This is a genomic window from Anaeromyxobacter sp. SG64 (assembly GCF_022690745.1).
GTDB lineage: Bacteria > Myxococcota > Myxococcia > Myxococcales > Anaeromyxobacteraceae > Anaeromyxobacter > Anaeromyxobacter soli.
The window spans coordinates 37,736-59,200 of sequence record NZ_JALCZB010000014.1; the positions used below are offsets into that span (position 1 = coordinate 37,736).

General features: G+C 74.3%; 14 protein-coding genes. 3 read left to right on the forward strand and 11 right to left on the reverse strand.

Annotation, left to right across the window (positions count from 1 at the left end; all coding sequences use genetic code 11):
- Nucleotides 1-15 precede the first annotated feature (15 nt).
- Both MNZ29_RS06610 and MNZ29_RS06615 read right to left on the reverse strand, forming a co-directional pair.
- Entirely contained in the window at nt 16-222 is a 207-nt protein-coding gene (locus tag MNZ29_RS06610) for a helix-turn-helix domain-containing protein (RefSeq protein ID WP_242334044.1), read from the reverse strand.
- Between the two features lie 106 nt (nt 223-328).
- Complete coding sequence (locus MNZ29_RS06615) at nt 329-1,054, reverse strand: response regulator (protein ID WP_242353957.1); 726 nt, start codon at nt 1,052-1,054, stop codon at nt 329-331.
- Nucleotides 1,055-1,149: 95 nt separating this feature from the next.
- Here MNZ29_RS06615 and MNZ29_RS06620 point away from each other — a divergent pair, with 95 nt between their 5' ends.
- Nucleotides 1,150-3,618, forward strand: coding sequence for an Rv1355c family protein (locus MNZ29_RS06620; RefSeq protein WP_242334039.1), 2,469 nt, complete (start codon nt 1,150-1,152; stop codon nt 3,616-3,618).
- Nucleotides 3,619-3,714: 96 nt separating this feature from the next.
- Here the strand turns inward: MNZ29_RS06620 and MNZ29_RS06625 are convergent, their stop codons facing one another.
- The 5 genes from MNZ29_RS06625 to MNZ29_RS06645 all read right to left on the reverse strand — a co-directional run bounded on the left by MNZ29_RS06625 (nt 3,715) and on the right by MNZ29_RS06645 (nt 11,200).
- Nucleotides 3,715-5,067: an ATP-binding protein gene (locus MNZ29_RS06625; protein ID WP_242353959.1), complete on the reverse strand. Its 1,353-nt coding sequence runs from the start codon at nt 5,065-5,067 to the stop codon at nt 3,715-3,717.
- A gap of 103 nt (nt 5,068-5,170) precedes the next feature.
- Nucleotides 5,171-7,474 carry a nitric-oxide reductase large subunit gene (locus tag MNZ29_RS06630; RefSeq protein ID WP_242334034.1) on the reverse strand — a complete coding sequence of 768 codons (2,304 nt, stop codon included), beginning with the start codon at nt 7,472-7,474 and terminating at the stop codon, nt 5,171-5,173.
- A gap of 205 nt (nt 7,475-7,679) precedes the next feature.
- A complete protein-coding gene (locus MNZ29_RS06635) occupies nt 7,680-9,125 on the reverse strand; it encodes a DHA2 family efflux MFS transporter permease subunit (protein WP_242353971.1) in 1,446 nt (481 codons plus the stop codon).
- A 150-nt stretch (nt 9,126-9,275) separates the two neighbouring features.
- Nucleotides 9,276-10,481 (reverse strand): MFS transporter, encoded by a 1,206-nt coding sequence (locus tag MNZ29_RS06640; RefSeq protein ID WP_242334027.1) that lies wholly within the window; start codon nt 10,479-10,481, stop codon nt 9,276-9,278.
- A 68-nt stretch (nt 10,482-10,549) separates the two neighbouring features.
- Nucleotides 10,550-11,200, reverse strand: coding sequence for an alpha/beta hydrolase (locus MNZ29_RS06645; RefSeq protein ID WP_242334024.1), 651 nt, complete (start codon nt 11,198-11,200; stop codon nt 10,550-10,552).
- A 171-nt stretch (nt 11,201-11,371) separates the two neighbouring features.
- Between MNZ29_RS06645 and MNZ29_RS06650 the strand changes: the two genes are divergently transcribed.
- On the forward strand, nt 11,372-12,400 hold the full coding sequence (locus tag MNZ29_RS06650; protein WP_242334021.1) for an SDR family oxidoreductase: 1,029 nt from the start codon (nt 11,372-11,374) through the stop codon (nt 12,398-12,400).
- 78 nt (nt 12,401-12,478) lie between these two features.
- On the opposite strand, the gene MNZ29_RS06655 is transcribed toward MNZ29_RS06650, so the two are convergent.
- The 3 genes from MNZ29_RS06655 to MNZ29_RS06665 all read right to left on the reverse strand — a co-directional run bounded on the left by MNZ29_RS06655 (nt 12,479) and on the right by MNZ29_RS06665 (nt 18,344).
- Entirely contained in the window at nt 12,479-13,735 is a 1,257-nt protein-coding gene (locus tag MNZ29_RS06655; protein ID WP_242353985.1) for an OmpP1/FadL family transporter, read from the reverse strand.
- A 16-nt stretch (nt 13,736-13,751) separates the two neighbouring features.
- Entirely contained in the window at nt 13,752-16,703 is a 2,952-nt protein-coding gene (locus MNZ29_RS06660) for a S9 family peptidase (protein WP_242353987.1), read from the reverse strand.
- 258 nt (nt 16,704-16,961) lie between these two features.
- Complete coding sequence (locus MNZ29_RS06665) at nt 16,962-18,344, reverse strand: OmpP1/FadL family transporter (RefSeq protein ID WP_242334013.1); 1,383 nt, start codon at nt 18,342-18,344, stop codon at nt 16,962-16,964.
- 297 nt (nt 18,345-18,641) lie between these two features.
- Here MNZ29_RS06665 and MNZ29_RS06670 point away from each other — a divergent pair, with 297 nt between their 5' ends.
- Nucleotides 18,642-19,883, forward strand: a complete 1,242-nt coding sequence (locus tag MNZ29_RS06670) for a hypothetical protein (protein ID WP_242334010.1) — start codon at nt 18,642-18,644, stop codon at nt 19,881-19,883.
- Nucleotides 19,884-20,145: 262 nt separating this feature from the next.
- Here MNZ29_RS06670 and MNZ29_RS06675 read toward each other — a convergent pair whose 3' ends face one another.
- Nucleotides 20,146-21,462, reverse strand: a complete 1,317-nt coding sequence (locus tag MNZ29_RS06675; RefSeq protein ID WP_242334006.1) for a phenylacetate--CoA ligase family protein — start codon at nt 21,460-21,462, stop codon at nt 20,146-20,148.
- Between the last annotated feature and the right edge of the window lie 3 nt (nt 21,463-21,465).

A 21,465-nucleotide genomic window follows, 5' to 3' on the forward strand; every position in this document is an offset into this window, starting at 1 on the left:
CGCGCGAGCGGTCGACTACTCGAGCAGCGACGTCGGCGAGACGGCCAGGGCCTTGGCGAGGCTCTCGAGCGTCTCGAGCGGCGGCGTCCGCTGCCCGCGCTCGAGCATCGAGATGTAGGACACCGAGAGCCGCGCCTTCCCGGCCAGGGCCTCCTGCGAGAGCTTGCGGCGGAGACGTTCGCTCTTGAGGTTCAGGGCGAACTTGTCGGCGAGACGCGGCATGAGGAGCTCCTGAGTTGAAGTTGCGGAAACCGCAACATGGGTTGCGAGAACGGCACGATCCCACACTACCACTCAGCGTGCGGCTTCACCAGACCGTGCGTGTACGTTACTTGCGGGACCGCGCGGCGGGGAACGGGACGTCGTACCGCGCGAGGAGGCGGCGCAGCGAGAAGTAGGAGACCCCGAGCGCCTTCGCGAGGCCGCGGGGGTCGCGGGCGAAGAAGCGGGTCGCGGCGAGCAGATAGCGGCGCGCGGCCTCGCGGAACGGCAGGACGTCCTCGCGCGAGCGGAGCGGCCACAGCCCGGGCATCGTGCCGACGAGCTCCCCCGCGAGCTGCGCCAGCCTGCCACGCGCCTCCTCCACGTCCGCCTCGTTCTGCTCGATCGTGTGCGTGAGCCGCCGGCGCTCGACCGCGAGATCCACGGCGTGGCCGAGCGCGGCGCTCGACTCGTCGTGGCAGTCGAAGAAGAAGTCCGCGCCCGCCATCACGGCGGCCATGGCATCCGAGGCCCCCGCCGCCGTCGCGTACGCCAGGATCGCGAGGCGCTCGTGGGATTCGCGCAGCTCGCGGATCGTCTCGAGCCCCGGTCCCTTGGGCAGCTCGAGGTTCACCATGGCGATGGTGGCCCCGGCAGCGCGCTTCAGCGACTCGGCGCCGCTCGAGGCCGTGAGGAGCTTGAACCGCGGGTGAGCGCCGGGCTGGCCCGGTCGCGGGCTCCCCCTGACCTCTGCGAGCCGCTCGCGGATCATGCGGCGGTGCGCATCGTCGGGGGCTACGAGCAGGAGCACGTCGTCGAACGCGTCGGGAAGATCCCTGCGGATCGCGCACATCGCGCCTCGTCTACCACGTCCCGTCCCCGGTGACGGCGTCCAATCGTCTGCCGCGGCCGTACACTGGCTCGCACACCCAACGGGAGGCACAGCGCATGCCCAGCCACCATCAGTTCGAGCTTCTGGACCGCGTGCATTCACTGCGAGGACGCCCGCCCCCCGCGCCCGCCGCCGGAGGCCCGCCGCCCGAGCCGGACGAGGTCCTGCGCCCGGGCGCCGAGGCGGACTCCTGGCGGCCGGAGGCGTTCCCCGCCGGCGATCCGGCGGCGCGCCTGCGGCTCGCCGCGCGCGTGGTGGAGGAAGGCCTCACGGTCCACGACACCCTCCGCGAGCAGCTCGTCGAGCTCCTCGAGACGCGCGAGCCGGCGCTCGAGCTCGGGCCGGAGGCGCTCTCCGAGCGGATGGGCGCCCATCTCCAGGGGCTGCCGCTCGCGTACCACGGCACCTGGTTCCTCTACCCGTGGTCCAGGCGGGTGGTGCGTGTGCTCCCGGAGCCCGAGTTCCGGGAGCTACGCTCGAGCCGGAACCGGAACAAGATCTCCTCCGAGGAGCAGGAGCGGCTCCGCGCGGTCCGGCTCGGGGTCGTCGGCCTGTCGGTGGGGAGCGCGAGCGCCATCGCCCTCGCCATGGAGCAGGTCGGCGGGGAGCTCTACCTCGCGGACCACGACCGGCTCAGCCTCTCGAACTTGAACCGGCTGCGCGCGGGCGTCCACGAGCTCGGGGTCCCGAAGGCGGTCCTCACCGCGCGCGCCATCGCCGAGCTCGACCCGTACCTGCGCGTGTGGCCGTTCCTGGACGGGATCACCGATGCGAACATGGACCGGTTCCTCCGGCCCGACGGGCGTCCGCTCGACCTCCTCGTGGAGGAGTGCGACGACCTCTACGTGAAGGTGCGGGTCCGGGAGGCGGCGCGGGCGCTGCGCATCCCCGTGCTCATGGAGACGAGCGACCGCGGCCTCCTCGACGTCGAGCGCTTCGACCTCGAGCCCGAGCGTCCCATCCTCCACGGCCTCGTCGGCGCGCTCGACGCCGAGGAGCTCCGCGGGCTCGACACCTCCGAGAAGGTGCCGATCGTGCTCCGCATCCTCGGCGAGCGGTCCATCTCGCCGCGCCTCGCGGCCTCGCTCGTCGAGGTGAAGGCGACGCTCAAGACCTGGCCGCAGCTCGCCTCGGCCGTGTCGCTCGGCGCGGCGGTCGTCACCGACACCGCCCGCCGGATCGCGCTCGGCGAGCTCAGGTCGTCGGGGCGGTTCTACGTGGACCTCGGCGAGCTCGTGCGCGACGGGGCGGGGGCGGTGCAGCCCCTCCTGGCGGAGCCTGTGCCCGCTCCGGCCGCGACGCTCGAGGAGGCGCGTGCGGCGCCCCCGGCCGCGGCCGTCGCCCCGGCGGCGGTCCGGGCGGGCGCGGCGCTCGACACGCAGCGAATCCGGGCGCTCGTGGAGCTCGCCACGCTCGCGCCCTCGGGCGGGAACTGCCAGCCGTGGCGGTTCTCGTGGGACGGCAAGCGCCTCCGCCTCCTCCACGACGCCGCCCGCTCCCGGTCCTTCCTCGATTACCGCGACCTCGCGAGCTGGCTCGCCTTCGGCGCCGCCGTGGAGAACATCGCGCTCGCCTCGGCGGCGATGGGGCTCGACATGGCGGTCGACCTCGCCCCGGATCCGCGCGAGCCCGCGCTCGTGTGCGACCTCCGCTTCGCGGCCTCGCGCGCGCCGGCCCCGGCGAGCGTCCTCTCCCTCGCGGCGGCGATCCCGGACCGCGCCACGAACCGGAAGCTCGGCCCGCGCGCGCCGCTCGCCCGGGAGGCGCGCGACCTGCTCCTCCGCGCCGCGGCGGACGTCTCCGGCGCGGCGCTGCACCTCGTCGAGGACTCGGAGCGGCTCAGCGAGCTCGGCGAGGTGCTGGGGCGCGGGGACCGGCTCCGCTTCCTCTCCCGCACCATGCACCGCGAGATGATGGGCGAGCTGCGCTGGAGCGCCGACGAGGTGCGCAGGGGCGACGGGCTGGACGTCGCCACGCTCGAGCTCTCCGGCGCGGACCTGGCCGGTCTCCGCGTGATGTCCTCCTGGCCCGCCATGGAGCTCGTCGGCCGGCTCGGCGGGGGGCGCGCGCTCGAGAAGCCGGCGGCGAAGGCCATGGCGGCGGCGAGCGCCGCGGGGCTCGTGTCCGTGGCGGGCCGCACGCGCGAGGCCTACTTCGCGGGCGGCCGCGCCATGCAGCGCGTGTGGCTCCAGGCGACTGCCCTCGGGCTCGCGTTCCAGCCCATGACGCCGCTCACGTACCTCTTCGCGCGGCTCGAGCTCGGCGACGGCGAGGGCCTCGCGCCGCCGGAGGTCGCCACGCTGCGCGCGCTGCGGGGTCGCCTCGCCTCGGTCTTCCCGGAGGCCTCGGGCCGGGGAGAGCCGATGCTGTTCCGCCTCGCCGTCGCGCCACCCCCCGCCGCGCGGGCGCTCCGCCGTCCCCTCGCCGAGGTGCTCGAAATCGATCCGCGCGCGTCCGACTCGCGGGCGGGTCCGCTGCGGGCCGGACCGTCCCTCCACGCTCCGACGCGCCGGCGAGCGGGGTGAGCCCTCGCGCCCGCCGCGGTGGCCTCGCGAGCGCCGTCTCCGAGGTCGCCCCGGCGCTGCGTGGCGAAAGGCGTCCGGCGTCTCTGCGGGACCGCTTCACCGGGCGCCGGCGCTGTACACCGCCGGGCGAAGCCCGCCGGTGCGCGGCAGCCGGACGGTGAAGCGGGTCGGGCGGCCCGGGCCCGACGCGACGTCCACCCGGCCGCCGTGCGCCTCGACGATGGTCCGGACGATGAAGAGCCCCAGGCCGAGCCCGTCGGCGCCGGCCTGGCGGACGTCGCCGCGCCGGAACGGCTCGAAGATGGCGCGCGTCGCCTCGGGCGGGATGGGCGGGCCGTCGTTCTCGACCTCCACGCGCACCGCGTCGGCCTCGCCGGCGGCGCGCAGGCGCACCGGCGTGCCCGCCGGCTGGTACTGGAGCGCGTTCGAGACGAGGTTCGCGATCGCCTGCTGGAGCCGGTCGGGGTCCCACGCGCCGGAGAGGTTCCCGTCGAGGGAGAGCGCGACCGCGTCGGGTCCGTGCCGGAGCGCCGCCTCGTCCACCACCGGGCGGCAGACCTCGCGCAGGTCCATCGCGCGCGGGGCGAGCGGGATGCCGCCGGCGTCGCGCACGCGCGTGAAGTCGAGCAGGTCGCCGATCATCCGGGCCATGCGGCGCGAGCTCGACAGGATGCGGGCGAGCGTGCGCGCCTCCGCCGGCGGCAGCGTCCGCTGCGAGAGCAGCGTCGCGCCGGCCTCGATGGCGGACAGCGGCGTGCGCAGGTCGTGGCCGACGATGCCGAGGATCCGCGCCTGCACCTCGAGGGCGACGCGCCGCTCGCGCTCGCGCTCCTCGTGCGCGCGCAGGGCCTGGCGGACGCTCCGCGCGGCGAGCAGGAGCACCGCGGCGAGCGCGAGGTTCGCGACGAGGAACACCGCGTCGCCGAGGGCGGTCTTGCCCGACCAGGCGCGCTCGCGCTGCTCGAGCGCGCCGACCTCGAGCGCCACGAGCTCGCCGCGGGCGTGCTCCATGTCGTCGAGGAGGTGAGGGTCGGTGGTGGGGTGCCAGGAGGCGCCGGTGAGGAGCGCGGCGTCGTGGGCGCGCCGCTCCTCGGCCATGGCCGCGAGCGCGGCGTCGACCCGCCCGACGAGCGCGTCGGTGGGCGCGCGCCGCTGCGGCTCCCGTGACGCCCGCTGGGTGAGCGACGCGAGCTCGACGCGGATCGCGGCCACCGCCCGCTCGTGCCGGGCGAGCTCGGCGGGGCCGCGCACGAGCAGATAGCCGCGGTGGCTGCTCTCGGCCTCGCGGACGGCGGCGTCCAGCCGCTCGAGGGCGAGCACCGCGTCGGTCGACTCGGCGGCGCGCGCGGCGTTCTCCTGACGCGACTTCGCGACCGCCAGGTACACCCCCACCGCCACGACGATGGCGAGGATGGCGGCGACGAAGCCGGTCACCGGACGAGCGGGCACGCAGCTAGGCAACCCGGCGAGCGGGCGGGCTCTTCCCTCTCATACGGGGAGGCGACGGGGTGCGTCTTCGCCCCACGTCGCCTCCTCCCAGGCGGGTCGCTCGCTAGAGCCGCTCCGGCGCGGGGTGCCCCGGCGCGGGCGCGCCGCCGGGCGGGCCCCCCGCGACGTCGGTGAAGAGGGGGCTCTCGGGGAGCGCGGCGGGGAGCGGCCGCGTCCGGGCGCGCACGCCGCGCCAGGCGAGGATGACGACCGGGAGCACGCCGCCCACGATGAAGAGCGCATCGCCGGGGAGGCGCGCCCACTCGAACCACGTCAGCGGCCGCGCGGTGAGGAACTCGAGCGCGCGCGCCTCCCAGTAGCCCACCGTGACCGAGCGGTGAAGCTGCAGGACGCCGATGGGGAAGAGCGTCGCGAACACCATCCAGCCCAGGCCGACGTTGAGCGACCAGAAGCTCACCGCCGCGAGCCGGTCCGACCAGCGCTCCGGCGGGACGAGGTAGCGGAGCCCGAACAGCGCGAGCCCCACCGCGAGCATGCCGTAGACGCCCATCATCGCCGCGTGGCCGTGGTTCGCGGTGAGGGCCGTGCCGATCTGGTAGTAGCTCACGATGGGCAGGTTGATGAGGAAGCCGAAGATCCCGGCGCCGACGAAGTTCCAGAACCCCACCGAGGCGAGGAACGCGACGGCCCAGCGATGCGGGAACCGCACGGCGCCCGCCTGCTGCTCGCGGCCCAGGGAGAGGAAGCTCCACGCCTCGAAGGTGAGGAGGGTGAGCGGGATGACCTCCGCCGCGGAGAAGAACGCGCCGAGCGCCATGTGCTCCGCGGGCTCGCCCGAGAAGTAGACGTGGTGCATGGTGCCGACCACGCCCCCCACCGAGTAGAGGATGATCTCGAGGTAGATGAGCCGGAGCGCGATCCGCTCGGCGACCACCCCGAGCAGCACGAACAGGTAGGCGACGACGACCGTGGTGAAGAGCTCGAGGAAGTCCTCGACCCACAGGTGCACCACCCAGAAGCGCCAGTAGTCGGTGACCGTGAAGTGGCCGCGCGGGTGGGCGAGCAGCCCGACCGCATAGAAAGCGGGGATCGCGAGCGCGGCGAAGAAGAACAGCCAGGGCATGTTGCCGAGGTGCTCGCGCGCGAGGCGAGGGCGCAGCGCCCGGAACAGGATCGCCACCCAGGCGAAGAGCCCGAGGATGAGCAGCACCTGCCAGAAGCGGCCGAGCTCCAGGTACTCGAAGCCCTGGTTCCCGAACCAGATGCTCCGCGTCCAGCCGTGGATCCCGGCGAGCTCGCCGATCATGCTCCCCACCACCACCACCGCCAGCGCGCCGAGCAGCGCGAAGGCGAGCGCGCGCTGCCCGGGCGGCTCGCGCCCGGCGATCATGGGCGCGAGGAAGATGCCGGCGGCGAGGTAGCTCGTCGCCACCCAGAAGATCGCGAGCTGCAGGTGCCAGCTCCGCACGACGTTGAAGGGGAGCAGCGCGGCGAGGTCCACGCCGAAGAAGTTCGAGAGCTCGGCGCGGTAGTGCTGCGTCGCCCCGCCCACCAGCGTCTGCAGGAGGAAGAGCAGCGCCATGACGAGGAAGAACCAGCCGGTCGCGCGCTGCGAGGGCGTGAGCGGCACCTCCTCGGGGCGGCGGAAGGTGAGCGTCTGCGACTCGCGCCCCTGCCAGCCGAGGAACCGCCAGCGGCCGAAGGCGGCGAAGAGGAGCCCGGTCCCCGCGAGGAGGGCGATGAGCGAGAGCACGCTCCACACCACCATCGGGCCGGTCGGCACGTTCTGGACGAGGGGCTCGGGAGGCCAGTTGTTGGTGTACGAATAGTCCTGGCCGGGGCGCCGGGCGGCGGCCGCCCAGGCGCTCCAGGCGAAGAACGCGGTGAGCAGCCGGACGTCCTCCGGCCCCGAGACGACGTCTCGCGCGAGCCCGGTCCGCGCGCTCGGCTGGGCGAAGAACGCCGCGAGCTCTTCGCGGTAGTGCTCGAAGGCGAGCGCCTGACCCTCGGTGAAGCGGAGCGTGTCGCTCGCCGGGTCGTAGCGGTTCGTCTGCAGCTCGGCCCAGGTCTTCGGGCCGCCCGCCCGCTCCGGCTCGCCGTTGCGGCGCGCCATGAAGCGGGCGGTGCGCCGGAGGTAGTCGGCGGTGAAGTCCGGCCCGAGGTAGCCGCCGTGGCCGAAGACCGAGCCGTACGACATGAGGCCCCGTCCCAGGAAGAGCTCCTGCCCCGAGAGGACGTCGTCCCGCGTGAAGACCACCCGCCCCGCCGGGCCGACGACCCGCTCCGGGATGGGCGGCGTCGCCGTGTAGGTCCGGTAGGCGAGCACCCCGAGGATGCCGAAGCCGACGAGCATGACGAGCAGCGCGGCCTGCAGCCAGCCGCGCGACACGAGGAGCTGCCTGCGCATGAACCCTCCAGCGTTCGAGCCTCGCCAAGGGTGGAGATAACGCGCGCGGAGGACAACACGACACCCTCCGTGGAGGCTTCACCGAACGTCATCGACCGACCCGTGGGTGCGGCCCGGCTCCTCGTGCGGCGGCGCTGGCCCTCGCCGGACAGGGGGGCGGGCGCCGGCGCGAGCCGGGCGGGATACTGCGCGCCCTCCTCGGCGCTCACCTCGGCCGTCCGGCCGCGACGCGCGGGACCACGGCGGCCCGCCGCGCGCGGGGGCGCGCTCCTCCCCGGCCGCGCTCGACGGTGGCCCAGGCGAGCGCGCCGCCCACGCCGCAGAGGGCCGCGGAGATCGCCATGGCGCGCTGGAAACCCTCTGTGAGCTGGCCGGAGGCGACGTCCGCCGGGGCGATGCCGGCGGCGAGGGGCAGCACCGCCACGGCGAGGAGACCGGCCGCGCGCGCGACGGCGTTGTTCACGCCCGAGGCGACGCCAGCCCGCTCCGCCTCGACGGCGGAGAGCGCCGCCGCGGTGAGCGGGGCGACCGCGAGGCCGAGCCCCACGCCGAGCGTCGCCACGCCCGGGAGGACGCCCCCGAGGTAGCTCACGCCCGGCACGGCCCGGGCGAGGAGCGCGAGACCGAGCCCCGCGACGAGCGCGCCCGACGCCATGAGCGGGCGGTTCCCGACGCGCCCCGCGAGCCGGCCCGACCACGGCGAGAGCACGAGGAGGCAGGCGGTGAGCGGGAGGAGCGCCGCGCCGGAGGCGAGCGGCGACCAGCCCAGGCTCCGCTGGAGCTGGAGCATGAGGAGGAAGGTCGCGCCGCCGAGCCCGAAGTAGAGCGCGAGCGTGGCCGCGTTCGCCCCGGTGAACTGGAGGGAGCGGAAGAGCGACAGGGGGAGCATGGCCGACGGACGGCGCTCCACGAGGACGAACGCGACGAGCGCGAGGGATCCCGCGAGCGCAGCCACCGTCACCCGTCCGCCGCCGCCCTCGCCGGTCGCCTCGATGAGCGCGTAGGTGACCGCGCCGAGCCCGAGGGCGGCGAGGACCGCGCCCGCGACGTCGAGCCGGCGCGCCACGGGCGCGCGGGACTCCGGGACGAAGCGCACCGCCGCCCAGATGCCGAGCGCGGCGATCGGGAGGTTCACGAGGAAGACGGCGCGCCAGGACACGGCCTCGGCGAGCCAGCCGCCGAGGAGCGGCCCGAACGCGGTCGTCACGCCGGAGAGGCCCGCCCAGGCCCCGATGGCGCGCCCCTGCTCCTCCGGCGCGAAGCAGCTCCGCAGCAGGGCGAGGCTCCCGGGCACGAGCAGCGCCGCGCCCACCCCCTGCACCGCCCGGAACAAGACGAGCGCGCCGGCGTTCGGGGCGACGCCGCAGAGGAGCGAGGCGACCGCGAACCAGGCGAGCCCGATGGTGAACACGCGGCGGCGCCCGTAGCGATCGCCGAGGGCGCCGCCGGGGAGGAGGAGCGCGGAGAGGGTGAGCAGGTAGCCGTCGAGCGTCCACTGCAGCGCCGAGAGGCCCGCGCCGAGCTCCCGGCCGAGGACCGAAAGGATCACGTTCACCACGGTCGAGTCGAGGAACGCGAGCCCCGAGCCGAGGATCGCCACGAGGAGCACGCCCCTCCCCGCCCGGCTGCCGTAGCGCACCGTCTCCCGCACCCCGCGAACCTTAAGGCGGCGCAGCGCCGGGGGCCGGGCTTCGGCGGGCCGCGCCGCGTCGAGTGGCCTCAAGCGCGGGAGCGCGCAGCGGACGCGCGACGTGGGGCGCTCCATGGGCCGCAGCCCCTTGGCCCGAGCGCCCGCGCCACTTCAGCCGCGCTCGTAGCGGCGCAGTGCCGGTGCCACGAGCGCGGTGACGAGCGCGGCGGCGATGCAGAGGAGGCCGCCCGAGGCGACCGAGAGGCGCGGCCCGAACGCGCGCGCGACCGCGCCCGCCTCCACCTCGCCGAGCTGCGGCCCGCCCATGAAGAAGATCATGTTGATGGAGCCCATCCGCCCGCGGAGCGCGTCCGGGGTGAGGAGCTGGCGAAGCGTCTGGCGGATGACGGTGCTCACCGTGTCGGCGGCGCCCGCCGCCGCCAGCGCAGCGAGCGAGAGCGGGAAGGAGCGCGAGGCGCCGAACACCGCGATGGCGCCGCCGTAGGCGCCGACCGCCCACAGCACCGCGCGCCCCTCGCGCCGCGGGAGCGAGCGGGTGGCGAGGAACGCGCCCGCGAGGGCCGCGCCGGCGGGCTGCGCGGCGTAGAGGACCCCGAGGCCGCGAGGGCCGACGCGGAGGAGCTGGTCCGCGAAGATGGGCATGAGCAGCATCGAGCCGCCGAAGAACGTCGCGAAGAAGTCGAGCAGCATCGTCGTGCGGATGACCGGGGCGCGGCGCAGGAAGGCGAGGCCCTCCTTCACGGCGCCGAGCCCGAGCGGAGTCGCGCGCGGCGGCGCGCGGTGGCGCATGACGAGGAGCGCGCCGATCACGGCGAGGAACGAGGCCGCGTCGAGCGCGTACAGCGTGACCACGCCGCCCCAGGCGAGGAGCACGCCCCCGAGCGCGGGGCCCACGACGTTCGCCACCTGCCAGCCCGTGAACGCGAGCGAGAGCGCGCCGGAGAGGTGCTCGGGCGGCACGAGGAGCGGCACGAGCGCCTGCCGCGCCGGGTTGTCGAAGGCGATGGCCGCCGCGCCGACCGCCACGAGGCCGTAGAGGAGGCCGGGCGTCGCGAGGCCGAGGTGGCTCGTCACCGCGAGCGTGACGGACACCGAGGCGAGCAGCGTCTGGGTGACGAGCATGAGCCGGCGGCGGTCGACCGCGTCCGCCACGACCCCGCCGCCGAGCGCGAAGGCGATGACCGGAGCGACGCGGAAGAAGCCGAGGAGCCCGAGCGCGAGCGGCGAGCGGGTGAGCACGTAGAGCTGCCAGACGATGGCGACGTGCTGCATCTGCGTGCCCGTGGTCGAGACGACCTGGCCGAAGAGGAGGTTCCTGAAGTCGCGGGAGCGGAGGGCCGCCGGGAGCGCAGGCACGCGCGGAGGAGAGCACGGGCGGGCCTGCCTGTCGATCCGGCGGCCCCTCCCTCCGGCGGCCCGCGCCGTCACTCGCCCGCGCGGGCGGCGAGCCAGGCGTTCGCGTCTGCGAGGCTCTCCTCGGAGATCGTGTGGCCGATCGGATACTCCCGGTACTCGACGCGCGTCCCGAGGAGCGGCGCGAGGAGCGCCCTCGCCTCGCGGCCGCGCTCCACGGGGATGACTGCGTCGTCCCTGCCGTGCAGCACGAGCGCCTCGAGCCGAGCGAGCGCGGGCGCGGGCGCGGCGCGGGAGAGGCTCTGCGGCAGCACGCGGCCGGAGTGAGCCACGAGGCCGCGCACGAGCTCGGGGCGCGCGAGGGCGAGCGCGTAGCTCATCACCGCGCCCTGCGAGAACCCGAACAAGAACACCCGCGCCGGATCCGCGCCGTAGGCCCCGCACAGCTCGGGGACGGCCTCCGCGAGCGCCTCGCGGCTCGCCTCGACCTCGGCCGGATCGAGCGTGGTGGGCGTCGCGCTCCGGTCGAGCACGTACCAGGCGAAGCCGGAGGGCGTCATGGCATAGGGCGCCCGCGCCGACACGACGAGGAAGCGGCGGTCGAGCCACGGCGCGAGCGCGAAGAGGTCCCGCTCGTCCGAGCCGAGCCCGTGCAGGAGGAGCAGGAGCGGCGGGTGGGAGCGGGCGGGCGCCGGCGCGCGGACGAGGTGCTCGAGCGTCACCCACAGACGCTATCCCGCTTCCGCCATCGCCGCCCGCCGGACGGCGCCGCTCGACCGGGGGCCCCGGTGGCCGCCTGTCCGACGTGCGCGCGGGCCGGCAATTCCGGCGGCGGGATGACGGCCGCCCCGCCCCGCCGTGCGCATGCTTCCGCCGGACCGAGGAGATTCCACGTGCGGCGACTCGAGACCTGGACCGCGCTGGCCATCCTGGGCGGCGCCACGGCGCTCGCCCTCTCGCGGCGCATCGGGCGCGTCCGGCTGCCCGGGAAGATCGCGTTCGTCACCGGCGGCTCGCGAGGGCTCGGCTTCCTCGTCGCGCGCGAGCTGGGGCGGCGCGGCATGCGCGTCGTCATCTGCGCCCGGGACGAGGAGGAGCTCGAGCGCGCCCGGGGCGGCCTGGCGGCCGAGGGGATCGACGTCACCGCGCTCCCCTGCGACGTCACCGACGAGGACGGGATCCAGGGGCTCGTGGCCGACGTGGAGCAGAACCTCGGCCCCATCGACGTGCTCGTGAACAACGCCGGCATCATCCAGGTCGGCCCCGTCGAGACGATGAAGACCGAGGACTACCGCCGTGCGATGGACGTGATGTTCTGGGGCGCGCTCCACGCCGCCGAGGCGGTGCTGCCCGGGATGCGGGAGCGGCGCCGCGGCACGATCGTGAACGTCACCTCCATCGGCGCCGCGGTGGGGCTCCCCCACCTCGCGCCCTACGACGCGGCCAAGTTCGCGCTGCGCGGCTGGTCGGAGGCGCTCGCGGCGGAGTCGATCCGCCACGGGGTGCGGGTCGTGACCGTCGTCCCCGGGCTCATGCGCACCGGCTCCTTCGGCCACGCGCTCGTGAAGGGGAAGCGCTACGCGGAGGCGAGCCTGTTCACGCTCGCTGCGTCGCTCCCGCTCTTGACCTCGAGCGCCGATCGCGCCGCGCGCCGGATCGTGCGGGCGATCGAGAACGACGAGCGCTTCGTCGTGGTGGGCGTGCCCGCGAAGGCGCTCCGGATCGCCCACGCGCTCTTCCCCGGCACCGTGGTCCGGACGCTGGGGGTCGTGAACCGGCTCCTCCCGCCGGCCGAGCCGGGCGCCCGCGAGGCGATCGCGCTGCCGGGCGAGCTCTTTCGCCGCGGCCTCGCGCGGTCGATCCTGACCGCGCTCGGCGATCGCGCCGCGCGCCGCTACAACGAGGAGCCGGAGCAGGCCTAGCCGCGACTCACCTGCAAAAGCGAAGGGCGACGGTGTCCCCACCGCCGCCCTTCGTCTTCGGCCGAGCCTCGAGCCGCCCTAGGGCATCGGCGCCGTCTGCCCCGCGAGGTGCAGGTTGGTGTTCCACGACAGGCCCGCGGACACGATGACCACGTCGGTCTGGAACGTGCCCGGGAAGGCGGTCGTCCCCTCCGGCGTGACCTTGTCGCGCCGGCCGTAGAAGAACGCCGCGTTCGCCGCCAGCCCGCGGTTGCCGAACGCCCAGGTGAGGCCGGTCGAGGCGCCCGTCGTGTTCGAGTCGGGGAGCGTCGGCGAGTAGGTGGTCTTGCGGAGGCCCGACTGATCGCGCATGAGCCCGAGCCGGAGGGCGAGCGTGGGGCTCACCTCCCACTCCACGCCGCCGCGGATGACGTTGCCGTTGCGGTAGTCGCGGGGCACGGAGAGGGTGAGCCCCTTGTCGCCCACGAAGGTGTCGTCGCGGTACACGACCCAGCGCGACCAGGACCACTGCAGCGTGACGAGGAGCGGCTTCGCCACGCGGTAGCCCACGCCGAGGTTGAGGAGGTTCGGGATCGTGACGTCGTGCGTGACGCCCTGGTCCTGCGTCTCCGGGCCCTCGAGGGCCGGCGGCACCTCGAAGTTGCCGTCGCCCTTCAGCGTCGCGTGCGCCTTGTGCTTGTAGTCCACGCCGATGGTGAGCGGGACGGACAGCAGAGGCTGGATCTCGGCGGAGACGTCGTAGGTGAGCGCGCCGCCCTTGGTGTCGAGCTCGCCGTAGGCGTCCGGGAAGGGCTGGATGCCCTGCTTCAGGTACTCGAACCCGTAGTACCAGACGAGCCCGCCGCCGACCCGCACCTGCGGGATGACCTCGTAGCCGGCGGTGAGGTAGGTGCCGAAGAAGCGCCGCTGCACCTCGATGATGCGCGCGCGCCCCTGCCAGTCGTCCTTCCAGAACTGGTTGCCGCCGAACGGGCTCCCGAAGCCCACGCCGACGCCGAGGCCGCGCCCGGCGAGCTTCGTGCCGAAGCCCGCGTAGACGTTGACGGGCGTGACCGGCTCGAAGCGCGTCGTGGAGCTGCCGGTGAGGCTCGTGCTCCCCGCCGGCGCGGTCCAGTCGGTCCAGATGTCGAGGAACGAGCCCGCCACCGAGACGGCGGGCCCGTCGAGCTTGGAGAGCGCGGCGGGGTTGATGAACGCGGCGCCGGCGTCGACCTGGGCGCCGACGGCCGACGAGGAGAGCGCGAGGTCGCGCGGGTTGACGTTGATGACCTCGTAGCCGCTCGCGAGCACGAGCGACGGGACGAGGAGGAGGGCCGTCAGGATCGTCTTGCGCATGGGTGGCGTCTCCTCGTCAGTCGAGCGTCACGGCGGGAGCGGGAAGGGTGCGGTCGAGCAGGAACCGGGCCGCGTCCTCGCGCACCGGACCGCCGATGGACGTGCCGCCGAAGAGCGGCGCGAAGGTGTCGAGGATGACCCCGTGGTCGACGCAGCCGCCCGCGGCGGAGCGGCTGTCGTAGAGGGTCGCGTCGATGGCCCCGAGGTCGAGGAGCAGGTCCCCGTAGGCGAGCGGGACGCCGCCGACGACCGTGGTCCGGTTCGGCACCACCGGGTCGCACTTCGAGAGCTGACCGAAGGTGGCCGTGGTCGAGGAGGCGAGCGGCCCGAGCGCGGCGAGCGGGCTCGGGAGCTTCGTCTGGACGTGCTGGGCGTAGTTGATCGGGTCGGCCGGGTCGAGGATCCACTTCGCCAGGATGAGCGTCTGGACGTAGCGGGCCGCCACCGCCGGATCGGTCGCGATCTTCGAGCGGTCGATGCCGAGCGAGAGGAAGAGCTGATCGACCGCCGCCTTGAACGCCGGAGCGTTCGTGAAGATGTCGGTGAGCGTGCCGCCCGGCGAGGAGAGCACCGCGCGCGAGACGCGCGGGTTCGTGGCGGCGATCTCCGTGCCGTTGATCCCGCCGAGCGAGAGGCCCTCGAGGTAGACGCGCGTCGGGTCGATCCCGACGCCGTGGCCCGCGAGCGCGGCCGCGAGCGCGTTCACCTGCGGCTGCGGGAAGCCGCTTCCGGGCGGTGGCCGGGCGGCGGCGAGGATGAGGGCGGCGTGGTCGAAGAGGTCCTGCCGGATGCCGTCCCGGATGCGGAAGAAGTTGCCCGAGATGAAGTAGTTCCCGGAGGCCTCGGTGGTGAAGTCGTTGCCGAGACGCAGGTGCCCCGTCGTGCAGGTGCCCGGCGCGACCGCGTCACCCTGGCCGGCGCGCGCGGCGTCGGGCGTGCACACGCCGTCGGCGGTGCCGTCGGTCGTGCAGTCGGAGTTCTGCGAGCAGAAGGCGCGATCGCCGTGGTAGGGCGCGTCCGTGGCGATGACCACGAAGCCCTTCGCGGCCAGGGACTCGGCGACGCCCAGCATCTGCAGCCGCCCGCCGTTCAGCCCGTGGTGCCACACGACGAGGGGCGCGACGCAGGGCGGCGCGCCGCACTTCGGCACGGCCACCGTCGCCGAGAGCTGGACGGGCGTCCACGCGCTCGGGTCGGGATTCAGCGCGCCGTTCGCCGGGTTGATGGCGTCGAGGCTCACGAAGCGGGCGTCGAGGAACGCGGCCACGCTCGGGAACAGCGCCGCCTGCTGCGCGGCCGTGATGCCGAAGCTCGCGAGGTCGAGGGGCGCCGCCGCCACCGTGGTGAACGCGGCGTTGTCCGCCATGTTGCCGTCGCCGTTCGGATCGTACGGCGCCGCGGAGAGCTTGACGCTCACGTCGGTCACGGTCTGGGTGGTGACCGTGTAGGCGAGGACGACGTGGTCGCGGGTGAGCGAGGCGTCGCCGGAGAGCGCGCCGAGGTTGTCGAGCAGCGGCGCGAGCCCGGTCCGGAGCGCCTGCAGGCCGCCGGCGTCAGCGTCGCTCACGCCGGGGATCTGCGACTTGCCGTCCACGACGAGGGGGTTCTGGAACCCGAACACGATCTCGGCGAGCGTGCTGCGCACGAGGGCCGCGTCCTGCGTGTCCTTGACGCGATCGGTGACGATGACGGCGTAGCGGGTCTTCTGCTTGAGCGGCGGGACGTAGACGATCCCGGCGGGCGTCGGCGTGGGGACCGGAATTCCGGGCTGGAGCCCGAGCGTCGTCGTGACGCTCGTCCCCTGCACGTCGCGGTTCAGCGCGGGCGGCTGCGTGAGGTACTCCGCCGAGCCGGGCGCCCCGGCGCCGAGCGCGGCGGCGACGTCGCGCATGCGGCGGGGGGTCCCGCCGGCGGGCAGCTCGAAGACGAGGACGCTGTTCGCGTTCACGGTCGCGGCCTTCACCGGCGCCGTCAGCGGGACGAGCATCATGCCCGTCGTCGAGAAGCCGTCGAGGGTGGCGAGGCCGGCCGCAGCGGGCCCGAAGGCGGGGTTGTTGCGCACCTTGCCGGAGGCGGGGTCGAGGAGGAAGTCGGACGGGAAGGGGATCTGGCCCGAGCCGCTGTCGGTCAGCGGGCTCGCCGTCGAGGGCTGCGTCCCGAAGGTCTGGACGCTCGCGAGCTCCTGGTGGGGGAAGACCGTGTCCACCGCGGCGAACGCGGAGAGCTGGCCCGGCACGCTCGACGCCTGCCACAGGACGGTGAGGCCGGAGGGCGTCTGCGTCTCGACGGGCTTCCACCCCACGGAGCCCGCGTAGAGCGCCTGGAGCGAGCTGAGCTGCTGCACCTGCGCCGGCGTGAGCCCGGGCGGCTGGTTCTCGTGGCTCGTGAGGTCGACCCCCTGGGCGACGAGGGCGATGGCCGTGTCGGCCGCCACGGCGCGGCCGTCGGTCGTCTTCACGCCGTGCTCACCGCCGCGCAGCGCGGCGACGTAGCGCCCCGGCGCCCAGCGGCGGCTGCCGGCGGCGTCCGCGACCTTGCGGAGGGCGAGCACGCCGTTCGCGTACCCGCCCACCTCGACGGGGATCCGCTCGGCGGCGCCGGCGGTGATCTTCAGCACCGCGACGGTGCTCTCGTTCACCGTCTTGAGGTCCAGGCTCGGGGGGGTCGCGGAGCGCGAGTAGGTCCCGTCGTCGACGTTCCGGGTGGAGGTGTGGAACGGGACGGTGATCGCGACCTCCTGGTCGCTCGGGAAGCCGCCTTTCACCACGAACGACTGGAGCAGCTCCTTCTGGAGCCCTGCCGGCAGCGTGGGGGCGCTCTGGAGGGCGAGGTCGTTGGGAAGCGGGATGGCGGGGGGAGAGAAGGACGCGAAGACCAGCACGTCGGGCGGTCCGTTCTGCTCGACCGACTGCGTGCAGGCGGCCGCCAGAACCGCGGCGGCCAGAATCGTGGCGCGGCGATGGAACATCGATGTCTCCTCGTGACGCGGACGGGGAGTAGAGAAAGCTACGGGGACAAATGGACCGATTTGCGCGTCAGCCTACGTGAAGTCAAGAAAGAGCGCCCGGCGCGCCGCGTCATCCTCGGCGCGAACGCGAGGCGGCGCGCGCACGGGAGCTCTCGGCCCTCGGTCGCGAGGAAAGACCTGAGCGCGAGCGGCTCCGACGCTCACGTGATCGAGTGGCGCGCGCCCTTCGACAGGACGCGCGCCACCCAAGAGGAGCGGTCAGAATGAGTAACGCGCCTGCGCGCTCGCAATCCAGACGTTGGCGTCGTACGAGCCGACGAGAGCGCCGCGCGGCGAGGGCTGGAAGCCCGTCGGCGGGTTCGGGTCGACGTTCGGGAGGTTGCTGCTCGCCTCCTTGATGAACAGGTACGCGCCGCCGACGTCGATGGCCGCCTGCCTCGAGAACGCCCACTGGAGGCCGGCCGCCGCCCACCAGCGATCCTCGTCGGGCAGACGCGGCGTGCGGAACTCGTCCTGGACCGGCGTCTTGTCGAAGGCGGTGCCGAGCCGGACCTTCAGCATCTGGGTCGCCTGGTAGTTCGCGCCGAGCCCGACGCGCCAGCTGTCGTCGAACTCGAGGGGCGTGCTCGAGAGCGGCGCGCCGCTCTTTCTGTAGATGGAGAGGTCCGTGATCGAGGACCAGCCCGTCCAGGTGAAGTCGGCGAGCAGCTCGAGCGCGGGGAGGACCTTCTGCGCGACCGCCACCGAGACCGTGTCCGGCATCTCGATGGTCGTCTTGACGGGGCCGTTCGGCAGCCCGGTGGCGAGCAGCGCCGGCCGGTTGCTGAAGGAGACGTCTCCCTTCACGTGGTGCTTCATCGTCGAGCGGTACGAGACCCCGACGCGCGTCTGCGTCGGCAGCTCCAGCATCGCGCCGGCGTTCCAGCCCCAGGTCCAGGTGTCGCCCGAGACCTTGGCGACGCCCTCGCAGCCGCCCGCGGCGGTGCCGCAGCCGGAGGCCGCGACCGCGGCGAGCGCCGCGGCGCCGCCGGCCGCGAAGGCGGCGGCGCTGTAGTTCACGGCGTTCGTCAGCTCGGCGTCGAGCCGCTGGTAGTTCGCGCCGGCGCCGACCGACAGCCACGGCGCGATCTTCCACGCCACCGTGGGGTTGAGGTTGATGGTCTCGACCGAGGACTTGAGGGCGTGGAAGCGGCCCACCCACCCCGAGTCCCAGTTTGTCTCGAGGCCGAACGGGACGCTCACGCCGAGGCCCGTCCAGATGAGGCCGGGGACGGTCTCGAACGAGACGTAGCCGCTCGGGACGAGCGACAGGGAGCCGCCGTCGCCGCCGTTGCCGCCCAGCGAAGGCTGCAGCGGCGTGGCCCGCGTGCTCCCGCTGTCCGTGAAGTCGGGAGAAGGGCGGACGAAGTCCAGCGCCGCCACGAGCTGCAGGCCCGGCACCCGGGTCAGGCCGGCGGGGTTGAAGAAGATGGTGCTCGCGTCCTCCGCCGCCGCGGCCTGGCCGGCGTAGGCGTTCCCGAGCCCGCTCCCGTTCTGCTCCACCAGCTGGAAGCCGGAGGCGCGGGCGCCGCTCGGCGGAGCAGAGAGCGCGAGCGCGACCGCGGCGATGAGGGAGGTGCGTCGCAGGTGGGTCTTCGTCACGGGATCCCCTCCTTGTTCGACACCCGTCTTCGGGCGCGTCGCGCACGATGACGGGAGCGAGACCGAGTCTTTTCGTCGAGCACGCCGGCTCGACGCGAGCTGACACCGCGCGTCACTCTAGCGGTCCGGTGACGTGGGTACCGAGACCACGCGTGGATCACCCCGAAGGACCGCAGCCCGAACTTCACTCCCCACTCGACGCGCTGCGTGATTCCCGGGTCGAGCCCGGGAGGGTTGTGAGTCCCACTCGGGACTCGCTAGCATCGATCCTTTCCCCTGCCCCGCGGAGAAGGACCCATGACGCGCCCCGCCCCGCTGCTCGCCGCCGCCCTGCTCCTCGCCTCACCGCTCGCCGCCCGCCCCGACGAGCCGCAGAAGCTCACCCTCGACACCTCGGGCTGGCTCCTCCTCAACACCTACGCGAGCTCCGGCCCGCTGAACGCGAACGACCTGCCTCGCTTCGCGCGGGGCGGTCCGGACGGCGAGGCGGCGCTCGGCATGGGGGTGCGCCAGAGCCGGCTGCGCCTCAACGTCGGCATCCCCTCCGACGGGCTCCTCGCGAACGCGAAGCTGAAGGCGCTCGTGGAGCTCGACTTCATGGGAGGAAACACCGTCGGGTCCGACGACCCGTCGCTGCCGCTCGTGCGGCTCAGGCACGCGTGGGTCTCCGCCGCCTGGCCCGAGCTCGCGAACCTCACCGTGCTCGCCGGCCAGACCTGGGGGATCGTGGGCGGGCCGTACTTCGCGCAGAGCCTCTCACACCTCGCCACGCCGCGCTTCGCGGGCGCGGGCTTCCTCTACCGCCGCGCGCCGCAGGTGCGCGTCTCCGGCGATCTGGGGCGGACGCTCGGCGTCGTCTACCAGCTGGGCGCGCTCGCGCCGCTCGACCGGGCCGGCGTCACCGCCGACGCGGCGAACGGCGCGCCGGGGCCGGCGGGGGAGCGCTCGGGGACGCCGAACGTGGAGGCGCGCGTCGCGGGCGTGTACCGGCGCGGCGGCAAGGCGACGGCGGAGCTGGGGGTGTCTGGCCACGCCGGGCGCGAGAAGTACTCCTTCGCGGCCACCGCCGACCGGGCCGCGAAGGACGTCACCGCCGAGAGCCGCGCGCTCGCGCTCGACCTGAAGCTCGACCTCCCCTACGTGCAGCTCGTGGGCGGCGCGTTCGCGGGCGAGAACCTCGACATCCTCTACGCCGTGAACGCGAAGGGCGTCGTCGCGGACGTCGCGCTGGCGCGCGTGTCGAACGTCGAGACCCGCGGGCTGTGGGCGCAGGCGGCCGTGACGCCCGTGCCCGGGTACACCCTCCTCCTCGGCGCCGGGCGGGAGGACCCGCGCGACGCGACCCTCCCGGCCGCGAGCGCGACCTCGAGCCCGATCCGCCGGAACAGCCAGCTCTCCGCCGGCGCGCTCGTGAACCTCACCTCGCGCTGGCGCCTCGGCCTCGAGGCGACGCGGTACGTGACGGACACCGCCACGGTGACCGGCGCGGACACGTACACGGCGAACCAGCTCGAGCTCTCGACCTTGCTCGCGCTGTAGCCGGAGCGTCCCCTCGCGCTGCGGCAGAGCGGCCGCCGCGCGAGGGCCGCGCTCTATCGATTCGCGAACAGGCGAGCGAAGCGAGCCCGCCGGGTCGACGCCGCGGAAGCGGCGAAGCCGCGCGCGGCGGCGCACGGGACCCGGCGAGCAGGGGTGGGCCCCGACGAGCTCTGCTCGGCGGGCGGGGGCGCAGCCCCCGTTACAAATCGCTGAACGACAGCGCGATTCGCGTCACCGAAGGTATCGCGAATCGAGCTGTCGTTCAGCGCCGCCGGTGATCGAGCACCCGCCGCGCCTTGCCGGCGGAGCGCTCGAGCGTGTTCGGCGCGACGAGCTCGACCGCCATGCGCACGCCGGTCACGGCGTGGATCTCGCGGTCGATCCGGTCGTGCAGCTCCTGGAGCTGCCGCATCTCGTCGCGGAAGTCCGAGGGGCGCATCTCCACCTTCACGACCGCCTCGTCGAGCGAGCCCGGGCGCGAGACCTCGATGAGGTAGTGCGGCGCCGTCCCCTCGACGCGGAGCAGCGCCTCCTCGATCTGCGAGGGGAAGACGTTCACCCCGCGGATGATGAGCATGTCGTCGGAGCGGCCCACCACCCGGCTCATCCGCACGCCGGTGCGGCCGCAGGGGCAGGGCGAGCGGTCCAGCGCGGCGAGGTCGCGCGTCCGGTAGCGCAGGACCGGCATCGCCTCCTTGGTGAGCGTGGTGAAGACGAGCTCACCCACCTGGCCGTCCGGCACGTGGGCCAGGGTGTCGGGGTCGACGCACTCGACGAGGAAGTGGTCCTCCTGCACGTGCATGCCCGTGCGGTAGGGGCACTCGCCGGAGACGCCCGGGCCGATGACCTCGGAGAGCCCGTAGTTGTTGAAGGCGCGGATCCCGAGCGCGCTCTCGATGGCCGCGCGCATCTCCTCGGTCCACGGCTCGCCGCCGAAGTGCCCGAGCCTGAGCGGCAGGTCGCCCGGGCGGAAGCCCTCCGCGGCCGCCACCTCCGCGATGTGCAGCGCGTACGACGGCGTGCAGACGAGCACCTCGGCGCCGAGGTCGCGGATGAGCATCACCTGACGCGGGGTGTTTCCACCGGCGGCGGGCACCACCGCCGCGCCCACCCGCTCGATGCCGTAGTGCAGGCCGAAGCCGCCCGTGAACAGGCCGTAGCCGAAGGCCACGTGGACGAGGTGGTCCGGGCGCAGCCCGCCCGCGACGAGGAAGCGCGCGACGAGGCCGGACCAGGTGTCGAGGTCGCGCCGGGTGTAGGCGACGAAGGTGGGCTTGCCGGTCGTCCCGGAGGAGCCGTGCACGCGGGCGAGCTCGCCCCTCGGCACCGCCAGCAGGCCGAGCGGGTAGGTCTCGCGGAGGTCGTCCTTCGTGGTGAAGGGCAGCCGGCGGACGTCGTCCACGGCGCGGATCGCCTCGGGCGTCGCGCCGGCGCGGCCGAGCGCGTCGCGGTAGAACGGGACGGCGCTCGCGCGGCGGACCGTCTCGGCGAGGCGTCGCGCCTGCAGCGCGCGCCGCTCCGGGATGGGGAGCGTCTCGGCGGGGTCGAAGATCGGGCTCTCGAGCACGGGGATCGTCACGGC